General features: G+C 48.9%; 25 protein-coding genes. 14 read left to right on the top strand and 11 right to left on the bottom strand.

Annotated features, from left to right (window positions below; all coding sequences use genetic code 11):
* Positions 1–22: 22 nt before the first annotated feature.
* From AAHB90_RS07405 to AAHB90_RS07390, 4 genes are all read right to left on the bottom strand, one after another.
* On the bottom strand, positions 23–439 hold the full coding sequence (locus AAHB90_RS07405; RefSeq protein WP_342084296.1) for a tetratricopeptide repeat protein: 417 nt from the start codon (positions 437–439) through the stop codon (positions 23–25).
* A 259-nt stretch (positions 440–698) separates the two neighbouring features.
* Complete coding sequence (locus AAHB90_RS07400; RefSeq protein WP_342084295.1) at positions 699–1,073, bottom strand: serine hydrolase domain-containing protein; 375 nt, start codon at positions 1,071–1,073, stop codon at positions 699–701.
* 959 nt (positions 1,074–2,032) lie between these two features.
* Positions 2,033–3,004 carry a RhuM family protein gene (rhuM, locus tag AAHB90_RS07395; RefSeq protein ID WP_342084294.1) on the bottom strand — a complete coding sequence of 324 codons (972 nt, stop codon included), beginning with the start codon at positions 3,002–3,004 and terminating at the stop codon, positions 2,033–2,035.
* Between the two features lie 493 nt (positions 3,005–3,497).
* Positions 3,498–3,887: a winged helix-turn-helix transcriptional regulator gene (locus AAHB90_RS07390; RefSeq protein WP_342084293.1), complete on the bottom strand. Its 390-nt coding sequence runs from the start codon at positions 3,885–3,887 to the stop codon at positions 3,498–3,500.
* A 101-nt stretch (positions 3,888–3,988) separates the two neighbouring features.
* Between AAHB90_RS07390 and AAHB90_RS07385 the strand changes: the two genes are divergently transcribed.
* Positions 3,989–4,732 carry an SDR family oxidoreductase gene (locus AAHB90_RS07385; RefSeq protein ID WP_342084292.1) on the top strand — a complete coding sequence of 248 codons (744 nt, stop codon included), beginning with the start codon at positions 3,989–3,991 and terminating at the stop codon, positions 4,730–4,732.
* Between the two features lie 42 nt (positions 4,733–4,774).
* On the opposite strand, the gene AAHB90_RS07380 is transcribed toward AAHB90_RS07385, so the two are convergent.
* Both AAHB90_RS07380 and AAHB90_RS07375 read right to left on the bottom strand, forming a co-directional pair.
* Positions 4,775–4,948 (bottom strand): hypothetical protein, encoded by a 174-nt coding sequence (locus AAHB90_RS07380; RefSeq protein WP_342084291.1) that lies wholly within the window; start codon positions 4,946–4,948, stop codon positions 4,775–4,777.
* On the bottom strand, positions 4,945–5,160 hold the full coding sequence (locus AAHB90_RS07375) for a carboxylesterase family protein (protein ID WP_446717886.1): 216 nt from the start codon (positions 5,158–5,160) through the stop codon (positions 4,945–4,947). Before AAHB90_RS07375 ends, AAHB90_RS07380 begins: the two co-directional genes overlap by 4 nt.
* A 493-nt stretch (positions 5,161–5,653) precedes the next feature.
* Between AAHB90_RS07375 and AAHB90_RS07370 the strand changes: the two genes are divergently transcribed.
* Entirely contained in the window at positions 5,654–6,229 is a 576-nt protein-coding gene (locus AAHB90_RS07370; RefSeq protein ID WP_342084290.1) for a cupin domain-containing protein, read from the top strand.
* A 189-nt stretch (positions 6,230–6,418) separates the two neighbouring features.
* On the opposite strand, the gene mnmE is transcribed toward AAHB90_RS07370, so the two are convergent.
* Positions 6,419–7,786, bottom strand: coding sequence for a tRNA uridine-5-carboxymethylaminomethyl(34) synthesis GTPase MnmE (gene mnmE / locus AAHB90_RS07365; RefSeq protein WP_342084289.1), 1,368 nt, complete (start codon positions 7,784–7,786; stop codon positions 6,419–6,421).
* A gap of 172 nt (positions 7,787–7,958) precedes the next feature.
* On the opposite strand from mnmE, the gene AAHB90_RS07360 reads away from it, so the two are divergent.
* From AAHB90_RS07360 to AAHB90_RS07315, 10 genes are all read left to right on the top strand, one after another.
* Positions 7,959–8,540 carry a 7-carboxy-7-deazaguanine synthase QueE gene (locus tag AAHB90_RS07360; RefSeq protein WP_342084402.1) on the top strand — a complete coding sequence of 194 codons (582 nt, stop codon included), beginning with the start codon at positions 7,959–7,961 and terminating at the stop codon, positions 8,538–8,540.
* Entirely contained in the window at positions 8,540–10,471 is a 1,932-nt protein-coding gene (locus tag AAHB90_RS07355; RefSeq protein ID WP_342084288.1) for an OmpA family protein, read from the top strand. Before AAHB90_RS07360 ends, AAHB90_RS07355 begins: the two co-directional genes overlap by 1 nt.
* 175 nt (positions 10,472–10,646) lie before the next feature.
* Complete coding sequence (gene trxB / locus AAHB90_RS07350) at positions 10,647–11,609, top strand: thioredoxin-disulfide reductase (protein WP_342084287.1); 963 nt, start codon at positions 10,647–10,649, stop codon at positions 11,607–11,609.
* A 78-nt stretch (positions 11,610–11,687) separates the two neighbouring features.
* A complete protein-coding gene (locus AAHB90_RS07345) occupies positions 11,688–12,761 on the top strand; it encodes a M23 family metallopeptidase (protein WP_342084286.1) in 1,074 nt (357 codons plus the stop codon).
* A gap of 12 nt (positions 12,762–12,773) precedes the next feature.
* A complete protein-coding gene (gene bshB1 / locus AAHB90_RS07340) occupies positions 12,774–13,502 on the top strand; it encodes a bacillithiol biosynthesis deacetylase BshB1 (protein WP_342084285.1) in 729 nt (242 codons plus the stop codon).
* 96 nt (positions 13,503–13,598) lie between these two features.
* On the top strand, positions 13,599–14,168 hold the full coding sequence (gene msrB / locus AAHB90_RS07335; RefSeq protein ID WP_342084284.1) for a peptide-methionine (R)-S-oxide reductase MsrB: 570 nt from the start codon (positions 13,599–13,601) through the stop codon (positions 14,166–14,168).
* A 230-nt stretch (positions 14,169–14,398) separates the two neighbouring features.
* Positions 14,399–15,586 (top strand): DUF4856 domain-containing protein, encoded by a 1,188-nt coding sequence (locus AAHB90_RS07330; protein ID WP_342084283.1) that lies wholly within the window; start codon positions 14,399–14,401, stop codon positions 15,584–15,586.
* Between the two features lie 84 nt (positions 15,587–15,670).
* Positions 15,671–16,795, top strand: coding sequence for an imelysin family protein (locus AAHB90_RS07325; RefSeq protein WP_342084282.1), 1,125 nt, complete (start codon positions 15,671–15,673; stop codon positions 16,793–16,795).
* A gap of 8 nt (positions 16,796–16,803) precedes the next feature.
* Entirely contained in the window at positions 16,804–18,153 is a 1,350-nt protein-coding gene (locus AAHB90_RS07320) for an HTTM domain-containing protein (protein WP_342084281.1), read from the top strand.
* Entirely contained in the window at positions 18,134–20,554 is a 2,421-nt protein-coding gene (locus AAHB90_RS07315) for a TonB-dependent receptor domain-containing protein (RefSeq protein ID WP_342084280.1), read from the top strand. The genes AAHB90_RS07320 and AAHB90_RS07315 overlap by 20 nt, the downstream gene beginning before the upstream one ends.
* A gap of 10 nt (positions 20,555–20,564) precedes the next feature.
* Here AAHB90_RS07315 and AAHB90_RS07310 read toward each other — a convergent pair whose 3' ends face one another.
* Genes AAHB90_RS07310 through AAHB90_RS07295 form a run of 4 tightly spaced genes read right to left on the bottom strand, consistent with a single transcriptional unit; the run spans position 20,565 to position 23,011 of the window.
* On the bottom strand, positions 20,565–20,951 hold the full coding sequence (locus tag AAHB90_RS07310) for a VOC family protein (RefSeq protein WP_342084279.1): 387 nt from the start codon (positions 20,949–20,951) through the stop codon (positions 20,565–20,567).
* A 36-nt stretch (positions 20,952–20,987) separates the two neighbouring features.
* Positions 20,988–21,683, bottom strand: a complete 696-nt coding sequence (locus AAHB90_RS07305; RefSeq protein WP_342084278.1) for a hypothetical protein — start codon at positions 21,681–21,683, stop codon at positions 20,988–20,990.
* The gene (locus AAHB90_RS07300) at positions 21,680–22,447 is read right to left on the bottom strand and encodes an LVIVD repeat-containing protein (protein ID WP_342084277.1); all 768 of its coding nucleotides are present in this window, start codon (positions 22,445–22,447) and stop codon (positions 21,680–21,682) included. Before AAHB90_RS07300 ends, AAHB90_RS07305 begins: the two co-directional genes overlap by 4 nt.
* A gap of 24 nt (positions 22,448–22,471) precedes the next feature.
* Positions 22,472–23,011 (bottom strand): hypothetical protein, encoded by a 540-nt coding sequence (locus tag AAHB90_RS07295; RefSeq protein WP_342084276.1) that lies wholly within the window; start codon positions 23,009–23,011, stop codon positions 22,472–22,474.
* A 164-nt stretch (positions 23,012–23,175) separates the two neighbouring features.
* On the opposite strand from AAHB90_RS07295, the gene AAHB90_RS07290 reads away from it, so the two are divergent.
* Entirely contained in the window at positions 23,176–24,150 is a 975-nt protein-coding gene (locus AAHB90_RS07290; RefSeq protein ID WP_342084275.1) for a c-type cytochrome, read from the top strand.
* Positions 24,151–24,713: 563 nt separating this feature from the next.
* A complete protein-coding gene (locus AAHB90_RS07285; protein ID WP_342084274.1) occupies positions 24,714–25,034 on the top strand; it encodes a hypothetical protein in 321 nt (106 codons plus the stop codon).
* Positions 25,035–25,824 lie beyond the last annotated feature (790 nt).

Genomic DNA, 25,824 nt, shown 5'->3' with positions numbered 1-25,824 from the left:
TTATCGACTCTGACGGATCAGTTTACCGAATATTCGCTATTCGCAGCTGCAAATCCTTATCTGCAGGGTGAATAGCCAGCGCTTTCAAGTAATTCTTCCGTCCGAGCTCTTTATTTCCCGCTTTTAGATAAGCCTCCCCCAAGCTGTCGTACACGTTGGCCGATTTGGGGTAGACATGGGTATTCAATGTGAAAATTTTAATGGCATCATCCACGCGGGCAGACCGCAGCAGGTGGTAACCCAGTGTATTGAGCTCACTTTCTGCGAAGTCAAAGCTATCCCTTTCGACAGAGCCTTTGATTTGCTGATAAAGGTCTATCATCGAATCGGCACCCTCGGTTTGCTTTTCGCGGTATATCCAGGCACCGATCGATCTCGGCACTGTTTGGTAGGGGCTTCCATTGAGAATGTTGATGATCGCTGCCCTAATCCCCATCATTGACGTATGCCGGAGGTTACTAAGATGGATGATATTAATCTGCTCGCCGGTCAGTATTTCGTTATAGGCTTTGTAGCCTCCAAACGAACCATTGTGAAACAGGTTCTTTTGACCGTTGTATTGTGCCGGGCTCGAATTTTAATGTTTTTTGCTTCTTTAAAATTTCAAAAACATCTTGTTCGGTCATATCCGGGAAATCATAAAAATCCTCCAAGCCACCTGTATGTCGGAGCAAATCGAGAATGGTAACAGGTTGCATTCATTCAGCGAGCTCCGGAAAGTAATTGCGGACTGATTGTCCGTAAGTCAACTTGCCACGGTCTTTGAGGATCATGATACCCATGGCTGTCATTTGCTTCGAAACCGAGCCAATGTATTCCTGCGTGTCGGGTGTGAAAGGGATTTTCTGCTTGCGGTCGGCCATGCCGAAGGTCTTTTCATAAACGACTTTCCCACGCCTGCTGACCAGAACAGCGCCCGTAAATTGTCCACGTTCATACAGTTCGGTCATAAAGGCATCAAGTTTTTCCTTAATTCGGAAAGAATCACTGTCGGGCTGTTGCTGGGCGAAAAGGTTGGCTCCCAACCGAAGCGTGAGTAGCAACATTACAAGGAGCGACTGGCGGTTTTTCATGGCACGAAATTGAGATTTGCGTGGAAACTGCCAGTCAGTAAAAAGGTTACAGCTGCCACTTTTTTTTTGATCCGCCAAACAGGAGCCACCCTAAGAATAGTTACAACGCGATCTGGTTTTGTTGCTCTGTGAATATTTCTGTCTTCGAGGCTCGCATGCTTCAAACTCAATAAGAATTTTCATATCGCAATGTCGCGATATGAAAGTTCTCGATTCCCAGACCAATCCTCATGCCCTCCCCTACTCTGAGCCTTGCCTGTACTGTGCTCTCACAACAGCTACTCTCGCGGAGCACCAAAGCTCGCAGAATGTAGGGCATTAGGAGTTTTGAGGGTAAACGGCCATCTGCCTAGAAGTTTGAGAATGGCAAATTTGCTTTTGGTAGAAACGTGCAGACGCAGCTAACCGGGCCGACAGCCGTGGGATCAGCTCAGAAATTTGTTCCCATTATCGACACGCTAATAAAAGAACATTTCTTCGCGGATATTTTCAGCAGAGACAACCATACTGGCTTGGGAATTCCTCTGGCTCAAAGACGAAAGACTGCACAGATTAATATTGAATAAAAATTGACTGGGGTTGCATAAAAAAAAGTGGAGATTGCAGAGCCACTGATCACTCCAATCCGGAATTCAAGAACTGCCAATTTTGGAGACGATTGCCACAGTAATCAATCCTCACTTAGCTGTCAACGGTCATTCTACTAAGGAAAGTGATGGCCAACAATACCAATCAACCGATGCTTGCTGTTTGCTTTGATTTATTTGTTGCAAGGACAAAATTTAGAACAATTGTAAGATCAAAACATCGGTAAGAAAAACACCAAAAACCTGAATTCGAAAGGGCCATTTCCTGTCAATAGTGGCCTAGTCCGCCTAGAATCACTTGCCGATACAAAATATTCATTATGCTCATTATCAATTAATTAATAAACACAAGAACCAAATAAGATACAAAAATTATTGGTTTCTGTTGAGTATACTGATGATGAGATTTTTTACTGTCTCCATCTCCTCAGGCTTACTGGCTGCCGCAAAAAGTGTCAGGCTGGCTAGCGCCTCGTTGCTAATAATTGGATCACCGCTGTCAGATATTAACAAATTGTTTCTTTCTAAAAATAGCAGGAAACATGCCGCGGCGATACGCTTGTTGCCGTCGACAAAACTATGATTCTTGATGATAAGATAGAGTAAAGTCGCAGCCTTTTCTTCCACAGATGGATAAAAATCCTCATCACCAAAGCCCTTGCTAATTTGCGCGATAGCACTTTGAAAGCTTCCATCCTTTTCCTTTCCGAAGACAGCTGAATCAAAGTCGGCTTTCATTGCATCAACAACAACGTGATACTCTGTTAAATCTGGATATGCGGTCGGGCGCACAGTCCGGCCCTTCCTGTCCAACTGCTCATGGTCATAGTCATCCAGCAGTGCTAGTCCTTTCGCAAACGTGGCAAGCCAGTCCAATGCCTCCGAACTTGCTTTGTCCTCAATTGAGCGCGCCAGAATACGTATACCATCTTTCAGGGTCCGTACCTGCTGTTCCTTTTCAGCCAATCGGCGCTCGTTTATCGCATAGCCTTGAATCAAGTAGTCTTTTAAACGTTGAGTTGCCCAAATACGGAATTTTGTTCCCTGGCGTGACTTCACTCTATAACCTACGGAAATGATCACGTCCAGATTATAGTAGCTGATTTTCCGTTTCACCTTGCGATCGCCCTCAGATTGAACAGTCAAGTAATCCTTGACAGTTGCAACTTTCTCTAATTCACCCTCTTTAAAGACATTCCCGATGTGAAGACTGATATTCTGTTTGCTTTGCTTGAACAACTCAGCGATCTGTTGTTGGCTAAGCCATACGGTATCCTGCTCAAACATTACTTCCAACTGAGCCTCCCCGTCAGGGCTTTCATAAATTTCAATTCTATTCTCCATTACCCATTATCAATGCATCCTAATTACAATCAATCAACAACCTTATCGCCCAATATACCAAATCAAAAACATGAGCGAAAATCGCTGGCACCGACTAAACGCCGCCATTTTAATGGTTCGTCCGACAGGTCAGACCTAGTGATGGACTATTAGTGATGGACTATTTATGATAGCCGGTCACAGAACCCTTTGATTAATGCTCAAATCTCCCAGATAACCCCGTTATCTCGCAAAAGTCTCCTCGTCTGAATTCAAACGATACTATGTTACTCCAACATTTGCTCACTCGTAGCGCATGAGCACTTGGCATGAATATTATTCTTAAGGTACTGAACGCAGCTCGCTGGCAAGTTAAAAAACCATTACAATGCACATATGATGTGTGTACTCGACCAGAATCGACCGTAGCAAAGGTCCGCCTCGCTTTCCCAGTCAGTGGTGGATTGTCGTCAGAGATCCACCATAATTACTGTAGATACATTCGATGTCACATTCATTTCGGTTGGAGTGGGCCTCTACTTGATACCTCATCATGTGCACTTGGCTCGCCCATAATCACCCGGCGATGTTTCGTTCCCCATGCGGCAAGATCATGAATGAGGTCTTGTAGTGTCCAGCCGTATTCGGTCAGATTATACTGAACCGTCACAGGCTGTGTGCTGAGAACCGTCCTTTTAACCAGCTTATTCATTTCAAGCTCCTTGAGCTCCTTACTCAACTGTTTGTTGGAAATGCCTTCAAGGTCATTCAGAATTTCTGAAAACCGTCTTTTGCTGTAATAACACATTGAAGAAAGAATGGAAACCTTCCACTTTCCACTTAAAATATCCATAGCGTCGTGGATCGCCCTGATATCCGCTTTGTGACAAATTTGCTCCTCCATAAGTTACTTGGTTACCCGGAATACACTGTTACTTCTGGTAACCAAGTTACAAAAGTAAATGTTCAGGATATAATTTGTAGTATATTTAAAATTTTAAAGCAATGAATTTCAGCAACAAGAATGTAGTCATAGCGGGCGGCAGCCAGGGAATTGGACTTGCTACTGCCAAAGCATTTATTCAACAGGGCGCCAATGTGCTGATCACCGGAAGAAACCCCGGAACTTTACAGAAAGCAGCCAAAGAGATCGACAGTGCGAATCTGCAAACACTTGCCGCTGACACCTCGAATATGACCGGGATCGCGGTCCTGGAAAAATGGGTAGCGGAAAGTGGCAAAAAAGTCGATGTACTTTACCTTAATGCGGCCATCGGCATTTACGCGCCGATTCAGCATGTCACAGAAGCTGATTTCGACGCGCAATTCAACACCAATGTGAAGGGTCACTTTTTTACTCTTCAAAAGCTGATACCGCATTTGGCTGACGGTGCTTCCGTAATCTTCACTTCATCCCGCGTAGCGGCCGCCGCTGGTGTCGCAAGCAGCGTGTACTCTGCGACCAAGGCTGCATTGAACAAAATAGCCGACATTGCCGTCAATGAGCTGGCGGAACGGAAGATCCGGATCAATGTCGTCAGCCCGGGCCCGATCCAGACTCCCGGACTGCTCACTGTTGCGTCCGAGGAAATTCAGGATTATCTGGCGTCGAGAAGTGCCCTCCAACGCCTTGGAAACGCAGACGAAGTTGCCAACACCGTATTGTTTCTGGCGTCTGATGCCGCTGCCTACATTAACGGGGCCGATATCGCCGTTGACGGGGGCTCGATTCAGTATATGCTTAAATAACAAACGGTTGATAAGCGAAGAAATGGCCAGGCATTTTAAGCCTCAGGCCATTTCTTTTAAAAACACGCACCTTTCGGTTCGCAGCGCTCGGAACCTCTGGTAAACCCGCCGCCATGGAATGACCAGCACCGGTTTCTTTTTACCATCGTGCTTAACCGGCGTCCATACGTTGAGATAAAAACAGTCTTCGCTGATTTTCCCGTTCGCAGGGATCAAAATCTCTGCACCGTATGCACAGGAGGGACTGGTTTTTCCTGGACCGCATTGGGGCCGAAGTCAACACATTTTCGAACGCCCTTCCAGGGCTTCACAGGTTGTGGTTCTTTCCACCGGAGGTCACCAGTTGGCGGAGCGGCATAGGGGATTCCTTCAAATATCTTTACGTCACCGGATTTACTGATTGTCCCGGTAATGTGGCCGCCGGTTATCTTGATAGGTTTGGCTTGCCCGGTAGGTGATTGGAGATAACCGAAGGTTAGAATTAGGATTATGACTATTTTTTGGAAACGCGTGGCCGTACGAATTTTCCTTTAAACTAATGAATTGTAGCTGCCTGCCACATCGATGATTGATGAGATGAGGGATATTATTGACGAATTACAGTCAAACTTGCGAGCTGTCCCCGCCTTTGCCATTCAATTCTTTCGCGACTTAAACTGATGGAAAAGACGGTGTAAGGTGCAGCAGCGAACAAGACTCGAACGAGTACTACTTTCCAGATTTTTCAGATGCTAAAATTGTTCCCTATTCTGCGTATCTTGTAACATAATACCGTTCCGGCCATATACTGGCATAGCCGATTTTCACGCCCTGCTTCTCACATCGAAATGCTCCCATGGTAGTGCAGCTACCGACATTGCTGATTAATTTCAGATACTGGTGTTTCTAATTTTCTGATTTTAAAGCCTTAAAGCAAAATCTATGAAACGTAACTCTTTTCTAAGACTCGGGGTTGCCATCGGTGCTCTTTTTAATGCATTTTTCGATGCGAACGCTGGAAGTAAATCCAAAACCAGAGAAAACAAGGGCTTCAAAGTTGATGCCGGCAAGGATAGGTTTGATAAAAACATCTCTCCTTTTGAAGGGGATACCTTCTATTGTAAAGTTTCAACCAAAGATACTGACGGCGGCATGTATGTTTTTGAATCAACACGAATAAAGGAAGGTGGCCCCATACTCCATACGCACTATGATACAGATGAATGGTGGTATATTTTACAGGGGGAGTTCCTGGTCCGCGTGGGAGACAATACCTATACAGCCCGGCCCGGCGACTTTGTATTTGGTCCAAGAAAAGTACCACATACATTTGCAAAAGTCGGGCAGGGAGAAGCAAGGTTGATCATATGCCATCAGCCTGCCGGTAAAATGGAAGAGTATTTTAAGAAACTTAGCGCAGGAGTGGCTGCTAATATGTCGGAAGCAGAAAGGGACCGCCTTAGAAAGGAACATGGCTTTGAAAGAGTCGGACCTCCTTTAACTTATTTAAAACAGTAACCGGGAGTGCGACTTTCTCCACCTCTTTGAACATCTCTAGAAATTTGACCTTTCCTATCTTGCGAAGCAAAAAGGGACAAAATCAGTAAACCATCGAAAGTTCACTAAAAGAAAGCGTCTGAAAATTCAGACCAAATATCCAAATTTTCAGACGCTTGTATAGTGTTATCTATTGTTGTTTTACGAAAATCACTTCCCGATACAGAACTTCGAAAATATATTATCCAGCAAATCATCCGTCACAATCGTCCCCGTAATCTCTCCCAAGTGATGCAGCGCCAACCGGATATCCTGCGCCAGAAAATCTCCTGTAACACCCAAAGCCAATCCATTCAAAACATCTGTCAACGACGCGGATGTTTTAACCAGATGCTCATAATGCCGCAAGTTGGTGACAACCGTGTCGCCAGCGGCTTGGCCGTGCACGAGTGAAACGAGCTTACCCGTCAATGCAGACAAGTTCTGCTGGGTATGTGCGGAAATGGGAATAATATCTAATGCGTCGCCAGCTAGTTCGGAAGCAAGCGAAGGATTAATATCCGTCTTATTTAAAACAAAAACCAGGTCCTTCTTGCCAGGCAGTAATGCAGCCAATGCCTTATTCTCGGCAAGTGTCGCAGCGCCATCAAACAAGAAAATCACAATATCAGCCTTATCCATTGCCGCTTTCGAGCGCTCGATACCGATCGACTCCACAACATCGGTCGTCTCGCGGATCCCGGCGGTATCAATGAAGCGAAACTTCAACCCATCAAGTACAATGGTGTCTTCGATGACATCGCGCGTCGTGCCTGCAATAGCCGTTACTATCGCCTTTTCTTCATTCAACAATGCATTCAGCAAGGTCGATTTGCCCACGTTCGGCGAGCCGATGATGGCTACCGGAACCCCTTCCTTAATCGCGTTACCGAAATCAAACGAGCTGATCAACGGTTGGATCGTTGCCAGCAGGGCTTCAATAAGCCTGCGCAAATCGTCCCGCTGGGCGAATTCTACATCTTCTTCGCCGAAGTCCAGTTCCAGCTCAATCATTGAGGCAAAGTGGATGAGCTCTGTACGAAGCGAGGCGAGTTTTTTGGAAAAACCACCGCGCAACTGGTTCAGCGCAGTTTTATGACTGGCTTGCGAGTCGGCCGCAATAAGATCGGCAACGGCCTCGGCCTGCACCAGGTCAAACTGGCCGTTCAGAAAGGCGCGCTGGGTGAATTCACCGGGCCTGGCAATGCGCGCGCCTTTGGTGATGAGCAGCTTTAATATCTGCCGGATGATGTAATCCGAGCCGTGACAGGAAATTTCAACCGAATCTTCCTTAGTGAACGAGCGCGGAGTTTTGAAAACCGTCGCGAGCACTTCGTCGATGATTTCCTCACCTGCATTGATCGTTCCGAAATGGACAGTGTGGCTTTCGGCCTTTTCCAGGTTCTTCCCTTTGAACACGCTGTTGACCAGGGCAATAGCGCCCAGGCCCGACACGCGTATAACACCGATCGCCCCCACGCCCGAGGGCGTAGCCAGCGCGCAAATAACTTCCTGCTGATGGATTGGTACTGTATTCATAACTGCAAATATGCGACTTTTGATAGAACCAATATCGAAGACAGCTAGTTTGAATTTTGTACCTTTACAGGATTTTTCCGCCAGCCAGGCGTGTTACACTTTTTTCAACATTAAGAATTACAAGATTTTGCTTACCGAAACGTTGCCTATCGTTACTTCTGAACTTCCGGTGATGGAAGCCTTTTACACCTTACAAGGTGAAGGCCAGCACAGCGGTCGTGCCGCCTATTTCATCCGCCTGGGAGGATGCGATGTGGGCTGCCACTGGTGTGACGTGAAGGAGTCGTGGGATGCGAGCATTCATCCCAAATTCGAGATCGACGCAATCGTGGACGGCGCATTACAATATCCCGGCCGGTTGGCTGTCATCACCGGCGGGGAGCCGTTGATGTACGACCTGGATGAGCTCACCAGCGCATTACAGGCGGCAGGCTTTAAAACCAATATCGAAACCTCTGGCGTTTATCCGTTCACCGGGCACTGGGATTGGGTGTGTTTTTCACCTAAAAAGTTCAAAACCCCGCACCCGGACATCTACGCCAACGCCCACGAGCTCAAAGCAATCATTTACAATAAAAGCGATTTCGACTTCGCCGAAGAGCACGCCGCCAAAGTTTCGCTGGATTGTACCCTTCTGTTACAACCCGAATGGAGTAAGCAGGACGTGATGTTGCCTTTGATAATTGACTATATCAAAGACAATCCCAAATGGAAAATGTCGTTACAAACTCACAAGTTTATGAACATTCCATAATGCACCGGGTTATTCTTTTTTGTTTCGCACTAGGCATCTCCACTCTTCAATACGTTTCCGCTCAGGACGTTACATTATCCAGAACAGCGCGCCAAGTATACGATAAGGCACAAAAAGCATGGCAGGAAAGGCAGCTTTCCGAAGCAACAGAACTGTTTGAGAAAGTGCTGCAAATCGAGCCGAACAGCTACGATACACATCTGCGCTTGGCGCAGATTTATGAACTGCAAAGAAAGACGGACCTTACCCGCAAGCACTACTACAAGGCCATTAGTCTCAAAGCGGACGCCCCTCAGTCGGCGACGGCATTTCAGTGGATCGGCCGCGACCATTTCAACTTGCAGCGCTATGATTCGGCGCAGTTTTATTTTGAAAAAGCATTGGCATTGTTCCCCCCAAAATCGAGCCTGGGGCGGCTGGCCGAAAAATCGGTGATATCTTCCCGGTTTGCCCAGCAGGCAACCAAAAATCCTCTGACTATTGAGAAAAAATCGTTGGGTGATACCGTCAATTTTCTGGGAACACAGTATTTCCCGGTACTGACTGCCGATGATGAGACGCTGATCTTCACCGGACTGACCGAAAACCGCGACGAGAATATTTATTTCACCCGCCGGTTAAAGGGTGGTAGCTCGACGGACCGCAGCTCGGCTGACCGCTGGGACATACCCGAGGAAATCTCCAAATCCATTAACACTACGAACAATGAAGGTACCTGCACGGTGTCCGCAGACGGTCGCACGCTTGTTTTCACGGCCTGCAACCGGCCCGACGGCCATGGCAGCTGCGATTTGTACATTTCCCATAAAGAAGGAAAAGAATGGAGCCAGCCGCTGAACCTGGGCCAACAGGTCAACTCGCGAGAATGGGAATCGCAACCTTCGCTATCGGCCGATGGCCATACGCTTTATTTTGCTTCCGACCGTAAAGGCGGCGTGGGCAAACGCGATATTTGGGTAACGCGCCTGGATGATAAAAAGCAATGGACCGCTCCCAAAAACCTGGGAACAATCATCAATACAACCGACGATGAGAACGCTCCCTTCATCCACGCAAACGGCCGTACGCTTTTTTATTCTTCCAACGGCCTGCCGGGAATGGGTGGCTTCGATATTTTTATCACCCAGAAAATAGATACGGCATGGGCGCTGCCGGTCAACATTGGCTATCCTATCAACACGGTTTCCGACCAGGTAGGACTTTTCATCGCGGCCAACGGAGAGAATGCCTACTATACCGACGACAATACCGAGAAAGGTAGCGGCCGCTCGCTGCTCTATACATTCCGTGTTCCGGAGACATTGAAAAAAGCCATTATCCCTACGCGTTATGCGAAAGGCAAAGTCTTTGATAAAAAAACGGGGACTGTACTAGCCTCCGAGATCGACCTTTTCGATTTGAAAACCCAGACCAAAGTTGGCTCGTTCAGTTCGGACAGTCAGAACGGCTCGTTTTTGGCCGTGCTAAACAGCGGAGGCGAATATGCGTTCTTTGTTTCAAGGGCAGGTTACCTCTTTAAAAGCCTTTCGTTCTCAGTGGATGACACCCATTCGTTTGTCGACCTTGAAATTCCCCTGGAAGCGATCGAGAAAGACCGCGCCGAGGTGTTGAACAACATTTTTTTCAAGACAGGCGAATACATTCTCGATGAAAAATCCAAGGTGGAGCTAAACAAGCTGGCTGATTTTCTGAGCAAGAACAAAACCATCAAAATAGAGATATCCGGCCACACCGACGATGTAGGTTCGGATAGCGAGAATGTGGCACTCTCCCAACGCCGGGCACAGTCGGTACAATATTATCTGCAACAGTCGGGAATTGCGACCGACCGGATTTTGGCCAAAGGCTATGGCGAGACAAAGCCCATGGCACCAAACGATTCGGATGAAAACCGGCAAAAAAACCGAAGGATCGAGTGGCGCATCCTTTAAATGCATTTGCATAACGGGCTGAAATTTTGCACTTTTGTCAGTCTGCCTTTGTTGTACCAACAGGTACAATAAGGCAGAATCCAGGTTCACACACAAAGATTTGCCTTCTCTGGCACCACTGGAATTTCCAGCCAAAACGTAGAACATTCGTCATTAACAGTAGTTTTATATTAACATGTCATCCGAGAAAGTCTCTTGCTTAATTATCGGCTCCGGCCCTGCCGGTTACACAGCCGCCATATATGCATCCCGCGCGGGATTGAATCCTGTACTTTACCAAGGTGCCCAACCGGGCGGCCAGCTGACCATCACCACAGAAGTTGACAATTACCCCGGCTATCCCGACGGCATTACCGGCCCTGAAATGATGATCAATTTCGAAAAACAGGCTAGACGTTTCGGCACCGACGTGCGCTACGGGCTGGCTACCGCTGTTGATTTCACGGGCTATCCCCATAAAGTGATTATCGACAACAAGCACGAGATCATCGCCGATGCGGTCATTATTTCAACAGGCGCTTCTGCCAAATGGCTGGGTCTGGAAGATGAAGAGCGTCTGAACGGCCGCGGCGTATCTGCCTGCGCGGTTTGTGACGGTTTCTTCTTCCGTAATCAGGACGTGGTAGTGGTAGGCGCCGGCGATACAGCTGCCGAAGAGGCCAGCTATCTTGCCAAGCTTTGCCGAAAGGTGTACCTGCTTGTTCGCCGCGACGAAATGCGCGCATCGAAGATCATGCAGAAGCGCCTTGAAACATTGCCCAACATCGAGATCCTGTGGAACACCGAAACGGTGAAGCTCAACGGCGAAGACGGACTTGAATCGGTGCTGGTTAAAAATAATAAAACCGGCCAGGAGCAACTTTTACAAGCAACCGGTTTCTTTGTTGCGATTGGCCACAAACCCAACACGGATATTTTCAAAGGTTATGTGCATATGGACGAAACCGGATATATCCAGACCATTAAAGGAAGCTCTTGCACCAATATCAAAGGCGTATTCGCCTGCGGTGACGCTCAGGACAATGTATACCGCCAGGCGATCACCGCTGCGGGGACAGGCTGTATGGCTGCGTTGGATGCTGAAAGATTCCTGGTAGAGCGGGAAGTGGACGTTATCATCGAAGAAGAAACAGCTTAATTAATCGCACAACCCCTAATAGGAGTCAGGCTACGTTGAATGGTAAACACCAGCGTAGTCTGATTTGGTATTATACTTATGAAAGTAAAGCTTATTGTTTGTTTGCTAATGGCCGTGTGTCTGATCTCCTGGAACACGCAAGCGCAAGAGCGAGGAAAATTTCGAAAGAACCCCAAGATTAACCAGTCGGGCAGCAACGCAAACGATGGTCCGACAACCAAAGCCACGCCCCAGCCTGAGGACGAATACGAGGTAGAGACCTCCAACCTGAAATTTCAAAGCCAGTTCGAGCCGGTCAAACCGCTGAACCCCGTCGTCAACGAAGATACTGCTACCATTGACGAAGGGGAAACCGAAGTAGTGATCGCCGAAGATTCTGTGCTCGTCGCAGATGAATGGGTAAAGGCAGCTGAATACTATGTGATCTGGGATGCCCGCACTATTAACCCCTACGGGTTGAGCCCCGCCGAATTCGACGAGCCGGTGGACCTCAAATTATACGATCAGGCCTCAAACCGCATGTGGGCCACACCTATGGAGCGTACGCCGGTAACTTCCCATTTTGCCTACCGCTGGGGCCGTTGGCACAACGGTACTGACCTGGACCTGGAAACTGGTGATTCGGTCCGCAGCACTTATGACGGCATGGTGCGGATCGTTGCCTGGGACGGCAGCGGGTATGGTCGTTTTGTCGTCGTAAGGCATTACAATGGCCTGGAAACCTTGTATGGTCACCTTTCCAAACAAATGGTCGAGTCCGGCCAGCTTGTCAAAGCCGGCGAAGTAATCGGTTTAGGAGGCAATACCGGAAGAAGCTCAGGTTCACATTTGCATTACGAGAACCGTTACGAGGGTAACCCCTTCGACCCTGAGCATATATTCGACTGGCCGGGTGCAGCCATCAAGTCCGACCATTTCCTGCTGACCAGCGCGGCATGGAGCCATATCCGTGGCAAATCAACCAAAAGCGAATTTGAAGCAGGCGACGCGCCGGCAGCTTATTCCCGCTCGATTTTGCATAAAGTACGCTCGGGTGATACCTTGGGCTCGATCGCTTCGCGTTACGGGGTGAGTATTTCATCTATTGCCCGCAGAAACCGTATGTCCACCCGTACCACTCTGCGGATCGGGCAGAAACTGCGCATTAAATAAGCTGATAAGATTATGAAATTAGATATCCTTGCCATCACAGCCCACCCCGACGATGTGGAACTGTGCTGTGCCGGCACATTGCTTGCGCAAATTGCGCTGGGTAAGAAAGTCGGTATTGTTGACCTGACAAAAGGTGAACTTGGAACGCGCGGAACGCCAGAAGGCCGCATTCAGGAGGGCATTGAGGCTGCGCGCATTCTCGGTGTGCAGGTCCGGGAGAATGTGGGCCTTGCCGACGGCTTTTTTAAAAATGACGAAGCGCATCAGAAAGCGATCATCCCCTTTATCCGCAAGTATCGCCCTGAAATTATCATTACCAACGCCATCGATGACCGCCACCCCGATCACGGTCGTGGTGCGGCCTTGGTTGCCGAGGCGAGCTTCTATTCCGGGCTGCGCATGATTAAGACTTACGATGAGCAGGGCGCAGAGCAGCAAGCATGGAGACCCAAACAGGTCTTCCATTCCATTCAGGACCGTTATGTTACGCCTGATTTCATCGTAGATATCACCGATTTTCACGAAACGAAGATCCAGGCCGTCAAGGCTTTTAAAAGCCAGTTCCACGTGCCCGAATACAAGGGCGAAGGCGAGCCGCAGAGCTACATATCCTCACCCGAGTTCCTTGAATTCATCATCGCCCGTGCGCAGGAGATGGGCCATGCGATCGGCGTCAAATATGGCGAAGGCTTCACCACCGCTCGCAAGCTGGGTGTCCGTGACCTGTCAGTGTTCATCTGAGCAGCTTTGTGATACTTTTGTTATAAAATTCGGGGAATTTGTTTGACCTATCCGGTTGTTTTGATCGTATATTCTGAAAAAACAGATCATAAACGCATGAAAAATTTCATCATGGTCGCAATGGCCGGTGTTTTTGCCCTTACGCTGCAAAACTGCTACGGCCAATCGCCTTCCGACCAGAGCAAACCGGCAGCGAAGGCCCCCGAGTATTCACATACGGAAACTGCTCCCGTCAAAAAAAGCAACGACGACTGGCGCAAAATCCTCTCGCCGGAAGTATACAACGTAGCGCGCCTGAAAGGCACCGAACGCCCGTTCACCAGCGAGTACGAGCATTCGAAAGAAATAGGCACATTTTACTGCGCCGTCTGCGGCAACCCCCTTTTTAAAAGCGACGCCAAGTACGAAAGCGGCTGCGGCTGGCCAAGTTTCTTTGAACCGATCAGCAAAAAATCCATCGTGGAAGCTGCCGATAACAGCCTTGGTATGCACCGCATCGAAGTGATGTGCGGGCGTTGCAAATCGCATCTGGGCCATGTTTTCGACGACGGCCCTCCTCCTACCGGCCTTAGGTATTGCATCAACGGCGTAGTGCTGGATTTTGAGAAGGCCAAGACCGCCGAGAAGAAATTCAACAGCAAAAAGAAAGCGGAAAGCGGTAGCTAGTAGCCTGCTTCACAACCAATGATTACAAAAGGGACATTCCTCGAATGCCGGTCCAAACGCCTTGCATTCAAAGAGGAATGCCCCTTTTTCATTTTATCCCAAAAAACTTTTGACACTCTTTGCTTTATAATTTGTTCCAATTCTAAATAATATCTATGTTTGCCACCGTTTATAATTAATCTAAATAAACCACCCAGTTACATCCCTTACAAAAACGCTTACCGGATAAAATGCTACACTACAATTTTAAACTGCGGGCCGCGCTGTTCGCCTCAATCGTTGCGTTCGGACTGGTTTCCTGCTCAGACGACGACGAGCCTGCACCCCCTGTTCAGCAAGACCTTCGCACCAAGATCGATTACGCGAAAGTAACGCCTACTACACCCTATAAAAGCCTTTTCATTGACGCAAAAGGGGATACGACTGCTGATCTAAAATCAGGTAACGACCGTTACAGGATGTTCCAGGCATTGAACTATTACCTTGGCAGCGCCGTGCGCGACTCAGCCACGCTCGATTCAATTGTAATGAAGAACATGTTTGCGAATAGTGGTAACCCGTTCAAAGACATCAAAACCTCGACGATCTCGGTTGTCGGCGCGGATTTAAATGCGTCCGGGGTGCAGCTTCGCAGCCTGACAGCCTCTTCAAGGTCATCGGCTGAAACAGATCGTAAGGCGCTCGAACGGTATTTCAAGGAAATGGCAGAGGCAAGCAAGTCTGTGAAAGCAACCGCAGAGAAAGGTAAAGCCGGCAAGCTTGGAACTTACCTGGTAGATGCAAAAGGTATCGAGATTGCCCAGATCATCCAGAAAGGCCTTATCGGTGCATTGCAGCTCGACTACATCAGCAACGTGGTAATGGATAAAGGGCTTGAAGCTGATAATTCAACGCTGGTCTCAGGCAAGAAATATACCGCTCTGGAGCACAACTGGGACGAAGCGTATGGTCTTCTCACATTGAACCCGGTATACCTGGCTGGCGCAACTGACGCAGCCCGCAATTCCAATGAGTCATTCCTGGGTTCATACATCTGGGAATATAACAAGGCATCCTATGCGAAAATCCACCCTGCATTTGTAAAAGGCCGCGTGGCAATTGTCAACAACGATAAAGCTGAGCTCAAAACACAGGCAACCTTCATCCGCACAGAAATGGAGAAGGCGATCGCTTCGGCAGCGCTGGGCTACCTGGGCAAATGGAAAAGCGGAACTACCGATGCTGCCCGTGCGCACGCTATGGGTGAAGGCCTTGGCTTTATTTACTCGTTACGTTTCTGCACGATCAACGGTGCCGATGCAGCCTTCTCTGACGCTATTCTTGTGGGATTGCTCGGTTCGCCAAACGGCTTCTGGGACCTTACCAACGACAAGATCAACGCAGCATCTGAGGCTATTACCAAGAAATTCAAGCTGTAACAGCTTACATTACCTTTTTTCAAGTGGGTGGATCGGCAATTTTGCCGGTCCACCATTTGTCGTTTTAATCTAACCTATAAAAGAATGAAAAAGTATTTCGCGCTCCTGCTGACATTGCTTTTCCTGGGCTGTTCGAGCGGAAGTGAAAAGCCCGATCCACAGCCGACAGACGAAGGGAAAGACCGGTCAGTAATGCTCAAAGCCCTGGCCGAGAATATCATCATCCCCTCCTACGATCAGTTCAAGACCAAATTTGACCTGATGGCAGTAAAATCAAAAGCATTCACAGCCAAGCCTGATGCCCAGACTTTAGGGGAATTTCGCACTGCCTGGGCTGACGCCTACGTGGCATGGGAGCGCGTAGAACTGTTCGATTTCGGTCCGGGCGAAAAACAGACGATCAGAAACTTCTTCAATATCTATCCTGCCAGCCAGGCAGGTATCGCAGCCAATATTACCGACCCCACCTCGAGCCTGGAGGTACCAGCATCCTTCGCCACCCAAGGTTTTCCCGCGCTTGATTACCTGCTCAACGGCCTTGGCACCAGCGACGGCGCCATTCTTGCACAATACACCACCGACAAAGACGCCGCCAAAAAACTCGCATACATTACCCGCCTGATCACGCGTATGGAATCGCTGCTGGGCAAGGTAATCGGCGACTGGAAGGGCGAGTACCTCAATACCTTCATCAGCAAAACCGGTCTTGATATTGGCTCATCTACCTCTTTGATGGTCAATGGCGCCGTACTGCATTACGAGCGCTACATCCGTTCGGGCAAATTTGGCATTCCCTCGGGTGCTATGGCCAACGGCATTGCCGCCCCCGAGAAAGTAGAGGCTTTTTACAAAAAAGACATCTCCAAAGCGCTTGCCCTGGCAGCGCATAAAGCGTACGTGGACTTCTTCAACGGAAGGCACGCTGTGACAGGCGAGGCAGGCCCGGGCCTCAAAAGCTACCTGGATGCACTGGGTGCAAAAGATAGCGGAACGGGCAAACCACTCAGCGAAAGTATCAACGCACAGTTTCAGGCCGCTGCCGGCAAGCTCGATGCGCTAAGGCCGAGCCTGTATGAGGAAGTTCAAACCAATAACCAGCTCATGAAAGACACCTACGCCGAAATGCAGAAAGCCGTACGGATGCTGAAAGTGGATATGACCTCGGCCATGAGCATTACCATTACCTATACCGATAACGACGGGGACTAGCACAAACCATGCGGGCATATCTGCAAAAATACACCTCCGCCGCCCCCCTGGCTGTGTTCAGGGTCATTTTCGGATTGATGCTGCTGACCAGCACAGTCCGTTTTGTGGCTTCGAGTTGGGTCAGGGATTTGTACATTAGCCCGCGGTTCTTCTTCCCGTTTTATGGTTTCGAATTTGTAAGGCCACTAGGCGAATGGACCTACCTCCTATTCGCGGTTTGTGGCATTTCCGCATTGCTGCTGGCCATCGGCTGGCATTACCGGCTGGCTTCGGTTGCGCTTTTTGTGAGCTTCACCTACATCGAGCTCATCGATAAAAGCACCTACCTGAACCATTATTATTTTGTGAGCCTGCTTTGCTTTATGCTCATCTTTCTGCCGGCAAACACAATGTTCTCCGTCGATGCGTGGCAGAACAAGGCACTTCGGGCCGGACAAATCCCTGCCTGGTGCCTTGACAGCGTCCGGATCATCGTATGCATGCTCTACTTATACGCCGGCATTGCCAAGCTCAACAGCGACTGGCTTTTACATGCGCTGCCGCTGAAAATATGGTTGCCTGCTAAAAACGACATCCTGCTGATCGGTCCGCTATTCAACCACCTGGAAACTGCCTACTTTTTCAGCTGGATCGGCTGCATTTATGACCTGAGCATCGGATTGCTGCTTTGGAACCGGCATACAAGGCCCTATGCATATGCCTCGGTTGTAGTATTCCACCTTTTGACCTCGCTGCTTTTCCCAATCGGCATGTTTCCCTACATCATGATCGTGACTGCGCTCGTCTTTTTTCCCGCAGCATTTCATCAGAAGCTGATCGACCGGGTCTGTCGCTTGCTGCGGCTGCCATCGGCAATCATCAGGCCGGCGGGATATTACCGGTTCCCTGCATGGCTGCAACCGGTTCTTCACGCAGTCTTTATCGCATTTTTTGCATTCCAAATCACATTTCCGTTCCGGTACCTGCTCTACCCCGGCGAGCTTTTCTGGACCGAGGAAGGTTACCGGTTTTCATGGAGGGTTATGCTCATGGAAAAAGCGGGTTACACCCAGTTTACCGTCACGGACGCCACTGGGAAACGCCAGATCGTGAACAACAACGATTTTCTGACAAGCTTGCAGGAAAAAATGATGTCCACCCAACCCGACATGATCCTGCAATACGCACATATGCTGCGCGATCACTACGCTGCGCGAGGCTTCACCCACCCGCATGTATACGTGGATTCATACGTAGCGCTGAACGGGCGCACCGGCAAACCACTCATCGCCCCGGATGTGGATCTAGCCAAACAAACCGACACCTTCCGACATAAATCTTGGATTACCCCATTTGACAATGAAATTAAAGGTCTTTAAATTTTTACCCCTCCTGCTATTGATCAGCAGTCTTTCACTGGCGCAGACCAGCCTGTCAGGCCGTATTTTCTCCAAATCCGACACGGCAGCAATCAAGGGCTGCGTCATTTTTTTGAACGAAAATCTTACCACGGTTACAGACGATCAGGGCAGGTTTGTCTTTCCGTCGGTGCCAAACGGCAATTACACCCTTCAGACCACAATGTCGGGTTACCGGATTGAGAAAAAACAGTTCAATGCCCGTGGCAAGGACCTTCATTTCGATCTTTACCTGACCTCCTCTGAGCAGAACCTGGATGAGCTGACTGTGACGGAAAAAGCAGCGGATTTCGGCTTCTCACGGCTGCGCGGCGTGGAAAGCATGGGGATTTATGAAGGCAAAAAATCGGAAGTGATCACGCCAGACCAGCTGGTAGCGAACTTATCGACCAATAACGCCAGGCAGGTCTACTCTCGCGTGGCCGGGCTGAACATATGGGAAAACGAAGGAGGCGGTTTGCAGCTCAATATTGGCGGCCGTGGCCTGGACCCTAACCGTACGGCGAATTTCAACGTGCGCCAGAACGGCTATGACATCAGCGCCGATGCCCTGGGCTACCCCGAAAGCTATTATACCCCTCCTATCGAGGGCATTGGCAAGATCCAGATCGTGCGCGGGGCTGCATCGCTGCAATATGGTACGCAGTTTGGCGGGCTCATCAATTTTGTGATGAAAAAACCGGTTCAGGATCGCAAAATCGAGGTGGTAGCGCGGCAGAGTGCGGGCTCATTCGGGTTTTACAATGCATTTACCAGCGCCAGCGGGACCGTGGGAAAGCTGAGCTACTACACTTTTTTCCAATACAAAAGGGCCGACGGCTGGCGAGCGAACTCGAAATTCAACAACTATACTTTTTATACCGACCTGGACTACAAGCTCTCGGACAAAACAACTATCGGCCTGGATATCACGCACATGCATTACCTGGCTAAACAGCCCGGCGGACTCTCCGATGCGATGTTTGCTGAAAATCCCCGCCAGACAAACCGCGAGCGAAACTGGTTTGAGGTCAACTGGAATATGGCCGCCCTGCATTTCGACCACCGTTTCAATGCAAGCAATGAATTCAACCTGCGCGTTTTCGGGCTGGCGGCAAACCGCTACTCGCTGGGCTTTCGCCCTAACCGCGTGGCGACCATCGACGACAACAGCGAACGAGATCTGATCAAGGGCGATTTCACCAACTGGGGTGCCGAGGCCCGTTATCTAAGAAGGTATTCGGTGGCCAAGAAAATGTCGGTACTGCTGCTGGGCGGGCGGTATTACTACGGTTACAATCACAACTTACAGGGACTGGGTAGCAAGGGGAAAGACGCCGATTTTAATTTCGTGGAGCCCGACCGGTTCATCACTTATGATTACCGGTTTCCCAACCGGAACATGTCTCTTTTTGCAGAAAACATCTTTTACCTTACCGACAAGCTCTCGGTCACTCCCGGCGTACGTTTTGAATACATTAAAACCACCGCCGACGGCTACTACGGCAACATCGCCCGCGACCTTGCAGGCAATGTGATCAATATTTCCCGCACCGACGAATACCGCACCAACGCACGCCACTTTCTGCTTGCCGGCATCGGGATCGGTTACAAGCCTACCGAGAAGGTCGAGCTCTACGGTAATATATCGCAAAACTACCGCTCGATCACTTTCAGCGATATGCGCATTGCCAATCCGTCCTCGGTCATCGATCCCAACCTGAAAGACGAAAAAGGCTACTCGATCGATCTGGGTGTGCGAAGCCAGCAAACTTCACTTTACAATTATGACATAAGCCTTTTCTACCTGAATTACGATAACCGCATAGGCGAGGTGCAGTTTTACGACGAGAATAACCGGGTGCTGCGCCTTAGAAGTAATGTCGGACAGGCCATTATTATGGGCATCGAATCTTACGCAGAAGCAGATTTGCTAAGGTTGGCAAGGCCGGAGAACACAGATTGGAGTGGCGTATTATTTGCCAATGTCGCCTTCATCAAATCAGAATACAGGCACAGTGAGATTCCGGGCGTGCAGGGTAACCAGGTGGAATTTGTGCCGAAAATCAACCTGAAAACAGGGTTGCGACTGGGCTACAAAAAGCTGAAAGGCTCCTTTCAGCTCACCCGTCTTTCCGACCAGTTTTCGGAGGCAACCAATGCCATCGACGGCGGCGTATCATCGGTGGTCGGACTGATCCCGGCCTATAAGATCATGGATGTTAGCTTTTCTTATGAATGGAAGCGGTTCAGGGCTGAGGCCAGCGTCAACAACCTGACTAACGAAATGTATTTCACCCGCCGGGCAACAGGCTATCCCGGCCCGGGTATCCTGCCATCCGACGGGCGGGGCTTTTATCTGACTTTGCAGTTCAAAATTTGAGCTTTGAAGGTTATCTGGCCGGTGAGGAATGCAGCGCGATACGGTTTCCTTCCGAATCGATGAATGCAGCCATATAGCCATACTCGGGGCTGATCTGCGTTTTGGGAACTATTACCTTGCCGCCTGCGGCAGATACGCGGTCAAGCACGATTTGCAGATCGGGGTCCGCATTCAGGTAAATCAACGGGCCTTCCGTTGCGGAAGGCTTGTGAAACCCACCGCTATATACGAGCGCCCCGCCGACGCCAGTTGCCATATCATCGACGGGAAACATGCGCATTTTCAGGTTCGGCGCATCGAGCGGAATAAATTTAATCTCAAAAATTGATTCGTAGAAAGCTGTTGCACGATCCAGGTCGGTGGTTGGTATTTCAAACCAGCTGATGGCATTGTTCATGATTGTCTGATATTTAGGGATTTAATGGTAATGTACTCAATCCCTGCGGTATTTTCCCAAAACAATCCCAAAATGAAATCCAAGCACAGCGCTCGGGCGAAGCTCGTTTTCGTTGGGATCAAGGTCTTCCCAATTGTCATGAATGCGACGGATCTCTGCGTCTGGGATTCCGGGTGAATGGGGAGTGGCGAAAATCTGGCGGAACCCCAGGCCGGCAAAAAGATCGAATGTGAAGCGGCTGGGCGTAATGAACTGCCAACCGAAGCGCGCATGAGCTGCCACAACGTTCTTATCGACTCTGACGTTCTGGTTCTGAAAGAAGCTGCACGGGCCAAATGGGCTGTCACAATCCCTGCCCGCCCATTGACTGTCGCGGTACACTACCTTTTTAAATAAAAGCTCGGGTCCCAGGCAGGCACGCATTCTTCGTCTTTCCATAAAATACCACCTTAGATGCGTGCGGCTTTTGAAAATCTGCTTGTCAGGCCGGCTATCGCCGTCATACCAGGCACTAAACGTAGCATTCCCATAGCCCAGGTCCTGCTGCAATGCAAAACTCCCTTTGCCCAAAGGCACTTCTGCCCCAAACTGAATAGTATTGTCCAGGTCAAACATAGGCAAAGGTGAATATTTAATAATCACGTGTCCTTTGGCCGATTCGACATCAAACTGGGCAAAACAAGCACGAAAAGAAGCCAAGAGTGTAAATACGACAAGCAGCGCATTTCTCATAAAACAGGGATCTTGCTCAGGTACGCGATACTGTCGGACTCATCGTACTTGTACTGAAAAAGGCCGTCTTTGCCGGTTATGATCAGATGATTGTTTCCAACGATAACATCATAGGAGGGCACTTCCTGAAAAAGCCGCTTCTGAACTGGTACTTTACGATCAGTAATGTCCATCACGCGGAAACCTTTATCGCCCTCACAAACAAAGAGTTTGTTACCCGACACACCCAGCCCGTAAGGGGTATCCATCCGCTGACTGTTCACCATTTGGGGTTTGGAAGGGTCGCTGATATCGACCACATCCAGCGAGCTGAAAGAACCACCCGGCCGGCAGTTGACGCCCGCCCGCAATGTCACGTAGGCATACTGGCCCTGCACCACCACCGGATCGCAGGAGAGCACGTGCGTGTATTTGGATAGCAACACCGGGTCATTGGGTGAAGCGTTATTATAAATGTACATTCCATCGGCCGCCCCGATGAAAAGGTTTTTCTGATAAGGGAAAATCGTTTCGATCCCGACTCCCAGATTCTTTGTCACCGCCCTTGTGGGGTTTCCGCCCTGGTTGATATCATATACTTCCAGGGATTGTTTGGAGACGATGTAAAGGGTATTGCCGCTGATTGCAAACCGCGCCATAGAGCCTCCGGCGCCTGTCTGCGGACTGGGTCCCGAGTCGCCTGAATTTCTATCGCAGGCATTCAAAAGAAGCATCAGACCCGCCAATGCAAGTCCGAGAAATAAGAGAGGAATTAACTTTTTCATAGCTAAAAGAGTGTCTGTTGATAATTACCGGTAACATTTGGGCTGCTTTTCCATCTCTACCTTTTCCCAATCCACCACAACACCTTTCTTCTCGTCGGCGCATTCGAAATAAACGCCTTGCAAAGGTGGATAGTTATAAACCGGAATAGCATTCGGAATGCTTTTGACCACCTTCGGGACTTTGGGGTCCGCAATGTCGATGACGAGCAGATTTGAGAAATTGTCGGCATACAGCCAGTGATCTTTCACAGCGATGTCATAGTTGCCCACAATGGAGACAAATGAAAGGTTTTCGGGCTTTTTCGGATCGCTGTTGTCGATGATATGAATACCTTTACCGAGCTCATTGACGAACAGGTAGCGGTCGAACGTGTAGATCTTACCCGGCTTTCTCAGCGACTGGGCCGCCAGCACCTGCACCTTGCCTATCTCTTCCGGACTTTTATAGACTGGCCGGTAGCCAGTACCATCGAACTTCACATTTCCCACAAAGGGTTCGGATTCCCTGTAATAGCACGAGAGCATCGCCAACGCCAGGCAGCTTGCGATTAAGGTTCTTTTCATGGCAGTAGTCAGGATTGGATTTTGAGTTTCAGACACAATGTTGCATTTAAACGTTGCACTCGCCGCTCCAATTTTCACTAAGTAACTAAGCATTTGGACTTTACCGGAATTATTGTAACTTTTCACCAATCCTGATATTCACCATCTTCTATCACCCCTCTGTTATGAAAAAGCTACTCAAAATCGTTGGCGTCGTCGTTCTGGTCGTCGTTCTGGCTGCCGCCGCAGCCGCTACTTATGTTAAGACCGCCCTTCCCGATGTCGGCGATGCCCCTGTCATTTCAATCGAGCGGACGCTGGAGCGGATCGAGCGCGGCAATTACCTGGCCAACCATGTCACTGTCTGTATGGACTGTCACAGTTCCCGCGACTGGTCGCTGTTCTCTGCCCCGCTGGCTGCCGGCAACTTTGGAGGCGGAGGCGAGCTGTTCAGCCGGGATATGGGTTTCCCGGGCGTGTTCTATGCGCGAAACATCACCCCCTACGGCATCGGCAAATGGACCGACGGAGAGGTTTTCCGCGCTATCACTACCGGCACCAGCCGGGACGGGCACGCATTGTTTCCGATTATGCCTTACCTGAACTACGGCCAGCTCGACCAGGAGGATATTTACAGTCTGATTTCCTATATACGCACCCTGGCGCCCGTGCAGCACGACATAGAAGCCCCGGCATATGACTTTCCCGTCAACATCCTGATCAACACAATGCCAACTAAAGCCAACCTCTCCACACGGCCCTCCGAGACCGACCAGGTCGCATACGGTCGCTACATGGCTACGGCGGCAAGCTGCGTGGAATGCCATAGCAAGCGGGAGAAAGGGGAAAAAGTGCCCGGCACCGAATTCGGAGGCGGTATGGAATTCATCATGCCGAGCGGGATCACCACCTCGGCAAACATTTCTCCCGACAAGACCAACGGCATTGGGACATGGACAGCCGATGCATTCGTCCAACGTTTCAAACCTTATGCGGATTCCAGCTACAAGCCCCATAAGGTAGGTCCGAAGGAAATGAACACGCCCATGCCCTGGACGATGTATGCGGGCATGAAGGAAAGTGATCTGCGTGCGATTTTTGCTTATCTGCAGACTGTAAAGCCGCAAAGCAACAAAGTGGTCAAGTTCCGGCCCAATTAAATACCCGGCATAAAGGTCATCCTAATACAAAGCGGGGGCTTTGCATAATGCAAACGCCCCCTTTTCTATCGTTGAGTAAAATCGATATGAAAATAGTGACCTAATTCGTATAATAAGTAAAATTTATATGACATTCTACAACTTTATGAGCCATCGGTTACTACTGTAATACTCCTTCACACGTATTCACATCCAGGAAATCGCTGTTTATGAATGACGATAAACTTTTAGCTACACCAGGAAGACCGGGATGCAAAAATTGGTTCGAAAAAATTCGACAGCACATTGCAGTCGAAGACGGCGGGCCGCGAAGATTCTACGAAATTATGAGCAAGTGCCTGATTTAAATCGCGTTGGGCTCGTCTCAGCCGCTAAATAAATAGTATATTATTTTTACTTAATGAATAAAAATCAAGAGTTTTGTCTAAGTAATTGTACATTAGTCGTTTCTATCAAATGGTGCCACGAAGGTGTACTTGACAACCACAATGCAATTTGCTTGGCTGGCGCTAAAACTATAAATTGATCACCAGTTTCTCTATATAAGCCTTTTACCTTCCATCATGAAACCTTCTAACATATTTGCCTATGCCGAGCTGTCAAAATTCTCCGAAGGTCTGGACGTTGACGACCACCGGTCGGCACTTCTGAAATTGCACGCCTACTTCCATGTCATCCCTGCCAAAATGTTCTCAGAGCAGCTTGCCGTGGAGTGGGAAGAAATATATAGCAATGTGACGCGACATGGTCCACTGCTGGACGAGGAAGGCCGCATAATTGTCAATTCGGTCAAGAATACAATCAGCCAGATGCAAAAAAATGAGTGCTTCGATCTTGTGAAAAAGATCAGGCAACTCAAAGAAAAAGTGGCCGCTGAATTCTAACTTTTGATGTGATTCTCTTACAATCCAACATCCCATTGGAGTGATGGTGTAGTGTCTATATGGAGATAAATTACATTTTAGGCGGCCCATTTCCAGGCTGGTGTGTATATAGGCTAAAAGCTGAACAAGAACACCATAAACGTATATATATTATGGTTCAAATTTCAGACTGCAATTTTGAAATTTGCCGCCCCTATACGCACATGTAATGTGATCCGGCTATGCTACCTCAATCACATTGGCGCGAATGCCAAACCGGAGACACAAACATGGAATTATGCAATTAACTAATATGATTTATCGTATAATTATAAGTAAAGTGAAATAATAAATGAATCGGCGGCTTGTTATAACAAACTTTGTTTTATAGCTTCATACTTGAATATTCAATGCCTTAGGTCTGTGTTTTTGTCGACAAATTAGATGTGATTGTAACCAGCGTAACCGGCCATTTACAGTTTGAAAGGCTGCTGGTAATCAGATAGGTTCACACACTTAAATTCTTGACAAGGCTGCTTTGGTATTAAACCAAAGTGAATTTTACTCAACGTTAACCTTTCGAATAAATGCTACTAACAAACACTTTCGCTAACTGGCTTCGACAGCCGGGTTCTCTTAAAAGCTCAGGGGTACCTGTTCCATTGGTCGTCATGGCTCGCCGGACAGGAATTTTGCGAAAATAACCCGCTCGCAAGCGCAGCCAATCCTTCGGGCACTCTCCGCTTTTTATTTTCTGGACACATAGCAATTCTGTGAGGCGGTATGCGAGCAACAGCTATCTGTTGCCGCT

The organism is Dyadobacter sp. OTU695 (assembly GCF_038440355.1).
Classification (GTDB): Bacteria; Bacteroidota; Bacteroidia; order Cytophagales; family Spirosomataceae; genus Dyadobacter.
Note: the sequence above shows the minus strand (reverse complement) of the source record. Positions and strands in the feature narration are given on the sequence as shown.

Excerpts from the sequence above, each read along its gene's own strand:
- bshB1 (WP_342084285.1), top strand. The coding sequence starts at position 12,774 with ATGAAATTAGATATCCTTGCCATCACAGCCCACCCCGACGATGTGGAA.
- trxB (WP_342084287.1), top strand. The coding sequence starts at position 10,647 with ATGTCATCCGAGAAAGTCTCTTGCTTAATTATCGGCTCCGGCCCTGCC.
- AAHB90_RS07320 (WP_342084281.1), top strand. The coding sequence starts at position 16,804 with ATGCGGGCATATCTGCAAAAATACACCTCCGCCGCCCCCCTGGCTGTG.
- msrB (WP_342084284.1), top strand. The coding sequence starts at position 13,599 with ATGAAAAATTTCATCATGGTCGCAATGGCCGGTGTTTTTGCCCTTACG.
- AAHB90_RS07385 (WP_342084292.1), top strand. The coding sequence starts at position 3,989 with ATGAATTTCAGCAACAAGAATGTAGTCATAGCGGGCGGCAGCCAGGGA.
- AAHB90_RS07315 (WP_342084280.1), top strand. The coding sequence starts at position 18,134 with ATGAAATTAAAGGTCTTTAAATTTTTACCCCTCCTGCTATTGATCAGC.
- rhuM (WP_342084294.1), bottom strand. The coding sequence starts at position 3,004 with ATGGAGAATAGAATTGAAATTTATGAAAGCCCTGACGGGGAGGCTCAG.
- AAHB90_RS07355 (WP_342084288.1), top strand. The coding sequence starts at position 8,540 with ATGCACCGGGTTATTCTTTTTTGTTTCGCACTAGGCATCTCCACTCTT.
- AAHB90_RS07360 (WP_342084402.1), top strand. The coding sequence starts at position 7,959 with ATGGAAGCCTTTTACACCTTACAAGGTGAAGGCCAGCACAGCGGTCGT.
- AAHB90_RS07325 (WP_342084282.1), top strand. The coding sequence starts at position 15,671 with ATGAAAAAGTATTTCGCGCTCCTGCTGACATTGCTTTTCCTGGGCTGT.
- AAHB90_RS07305 (WP_342084278.1), bottom strand. The coding sequence starts at position 21,683 with ATGAGAAATGCGCTGCTTGTCGTATTTACACTCTTGGCTTCTTTTCGT.
- AAHB90_RS07300 (WP_342084277.1), bottom strand. The coding sequence starts at position 22,447 with ATGAAAAAGTTAATTCCTCTCTTATTTCTCGGACTTGCATTGGCGGGT.
- AAHB90_RS07290 (WP_342084275.1), top strand. The coding sequence starts at position 23,176 with ATGAAAAAGCTACTCAAAATCGTTGGCGTCGTCGTTCTGGTCGTCGTT.
- AAHB90_RS07310 (WP_342084279.1), bottom strand. The coding sequence starts at position 20,951 with ATGAACAATGCCATCAGCTGGTTTGAAATACCAACCACCGACCTGGAT.
- AAHB90_RS07400 (WP_342084295.1), bottom strand. The coding sequence starts at position 1,073 with ATGAAAAACCGCCAGTCGCTCCTTGTAATGTTGCTACTCACGCTTCGG.
- AAHB90_RS07285 (WP_342084274.1), top strand. The coding sequence starts at position 24,714 with ATGAAACCTTCTAACATATTTGCCTATGCCGAGCTGTCAAAATTCTCC.
- mnmE (WP_342084289.1), bottom strand. The coding sequence starts at position 7,786 with ATGAATACAGTACCAATCCATCAGCAGGAAGTTATTTGCGCGCTGGCT.
- AAHB90_RS07330 (WP_342084283.1), top strand. The coding sequence starts at position 14,399 with ATGCTACACTACAATTTTAAACTGCGGGCCGCGCTGTTCGCCTCAATC.
- AAHB90_RS07345 (WP_342084286.1), top strand. The coding sequence starts at position 11,688 with ATGAAAGTAAAGCTTATTGTTTGTTTGCTAATGGCCGTGTGTCTGATC.
- AAHB90_RS07390 (WP_342084293.1), bottom strand. The coding sequence starts at position 3,887 with ATGGAGGAGCAAATTTGTCACAAAGCGGATATCAGGGCGATCCACGAC.
- AAHB90_RS07370 (WP_342084290.1), top strand. The coding sequence starts at position 5,654 with ATGAAACGTAACTCTTTTCTAAGACTCGGGGTTGCCATCGGTGCTCTT.
- AAHB90_RS07295 (WP_342084276.1), bottom strand. The coding sequence starts at position 23,011 with ATGAAAAGAACCTTAATCGCAAGCTGCCTGGCGTTGGCGATGCTCTCG.
- AAHB90_RS07405 (WP_342084296.1), bottom strand. The coding sequence starts at position 439 with ATGATGGGGATTAGGGCAGCGATCATCAACATTCTCAATGGAAGCCCC.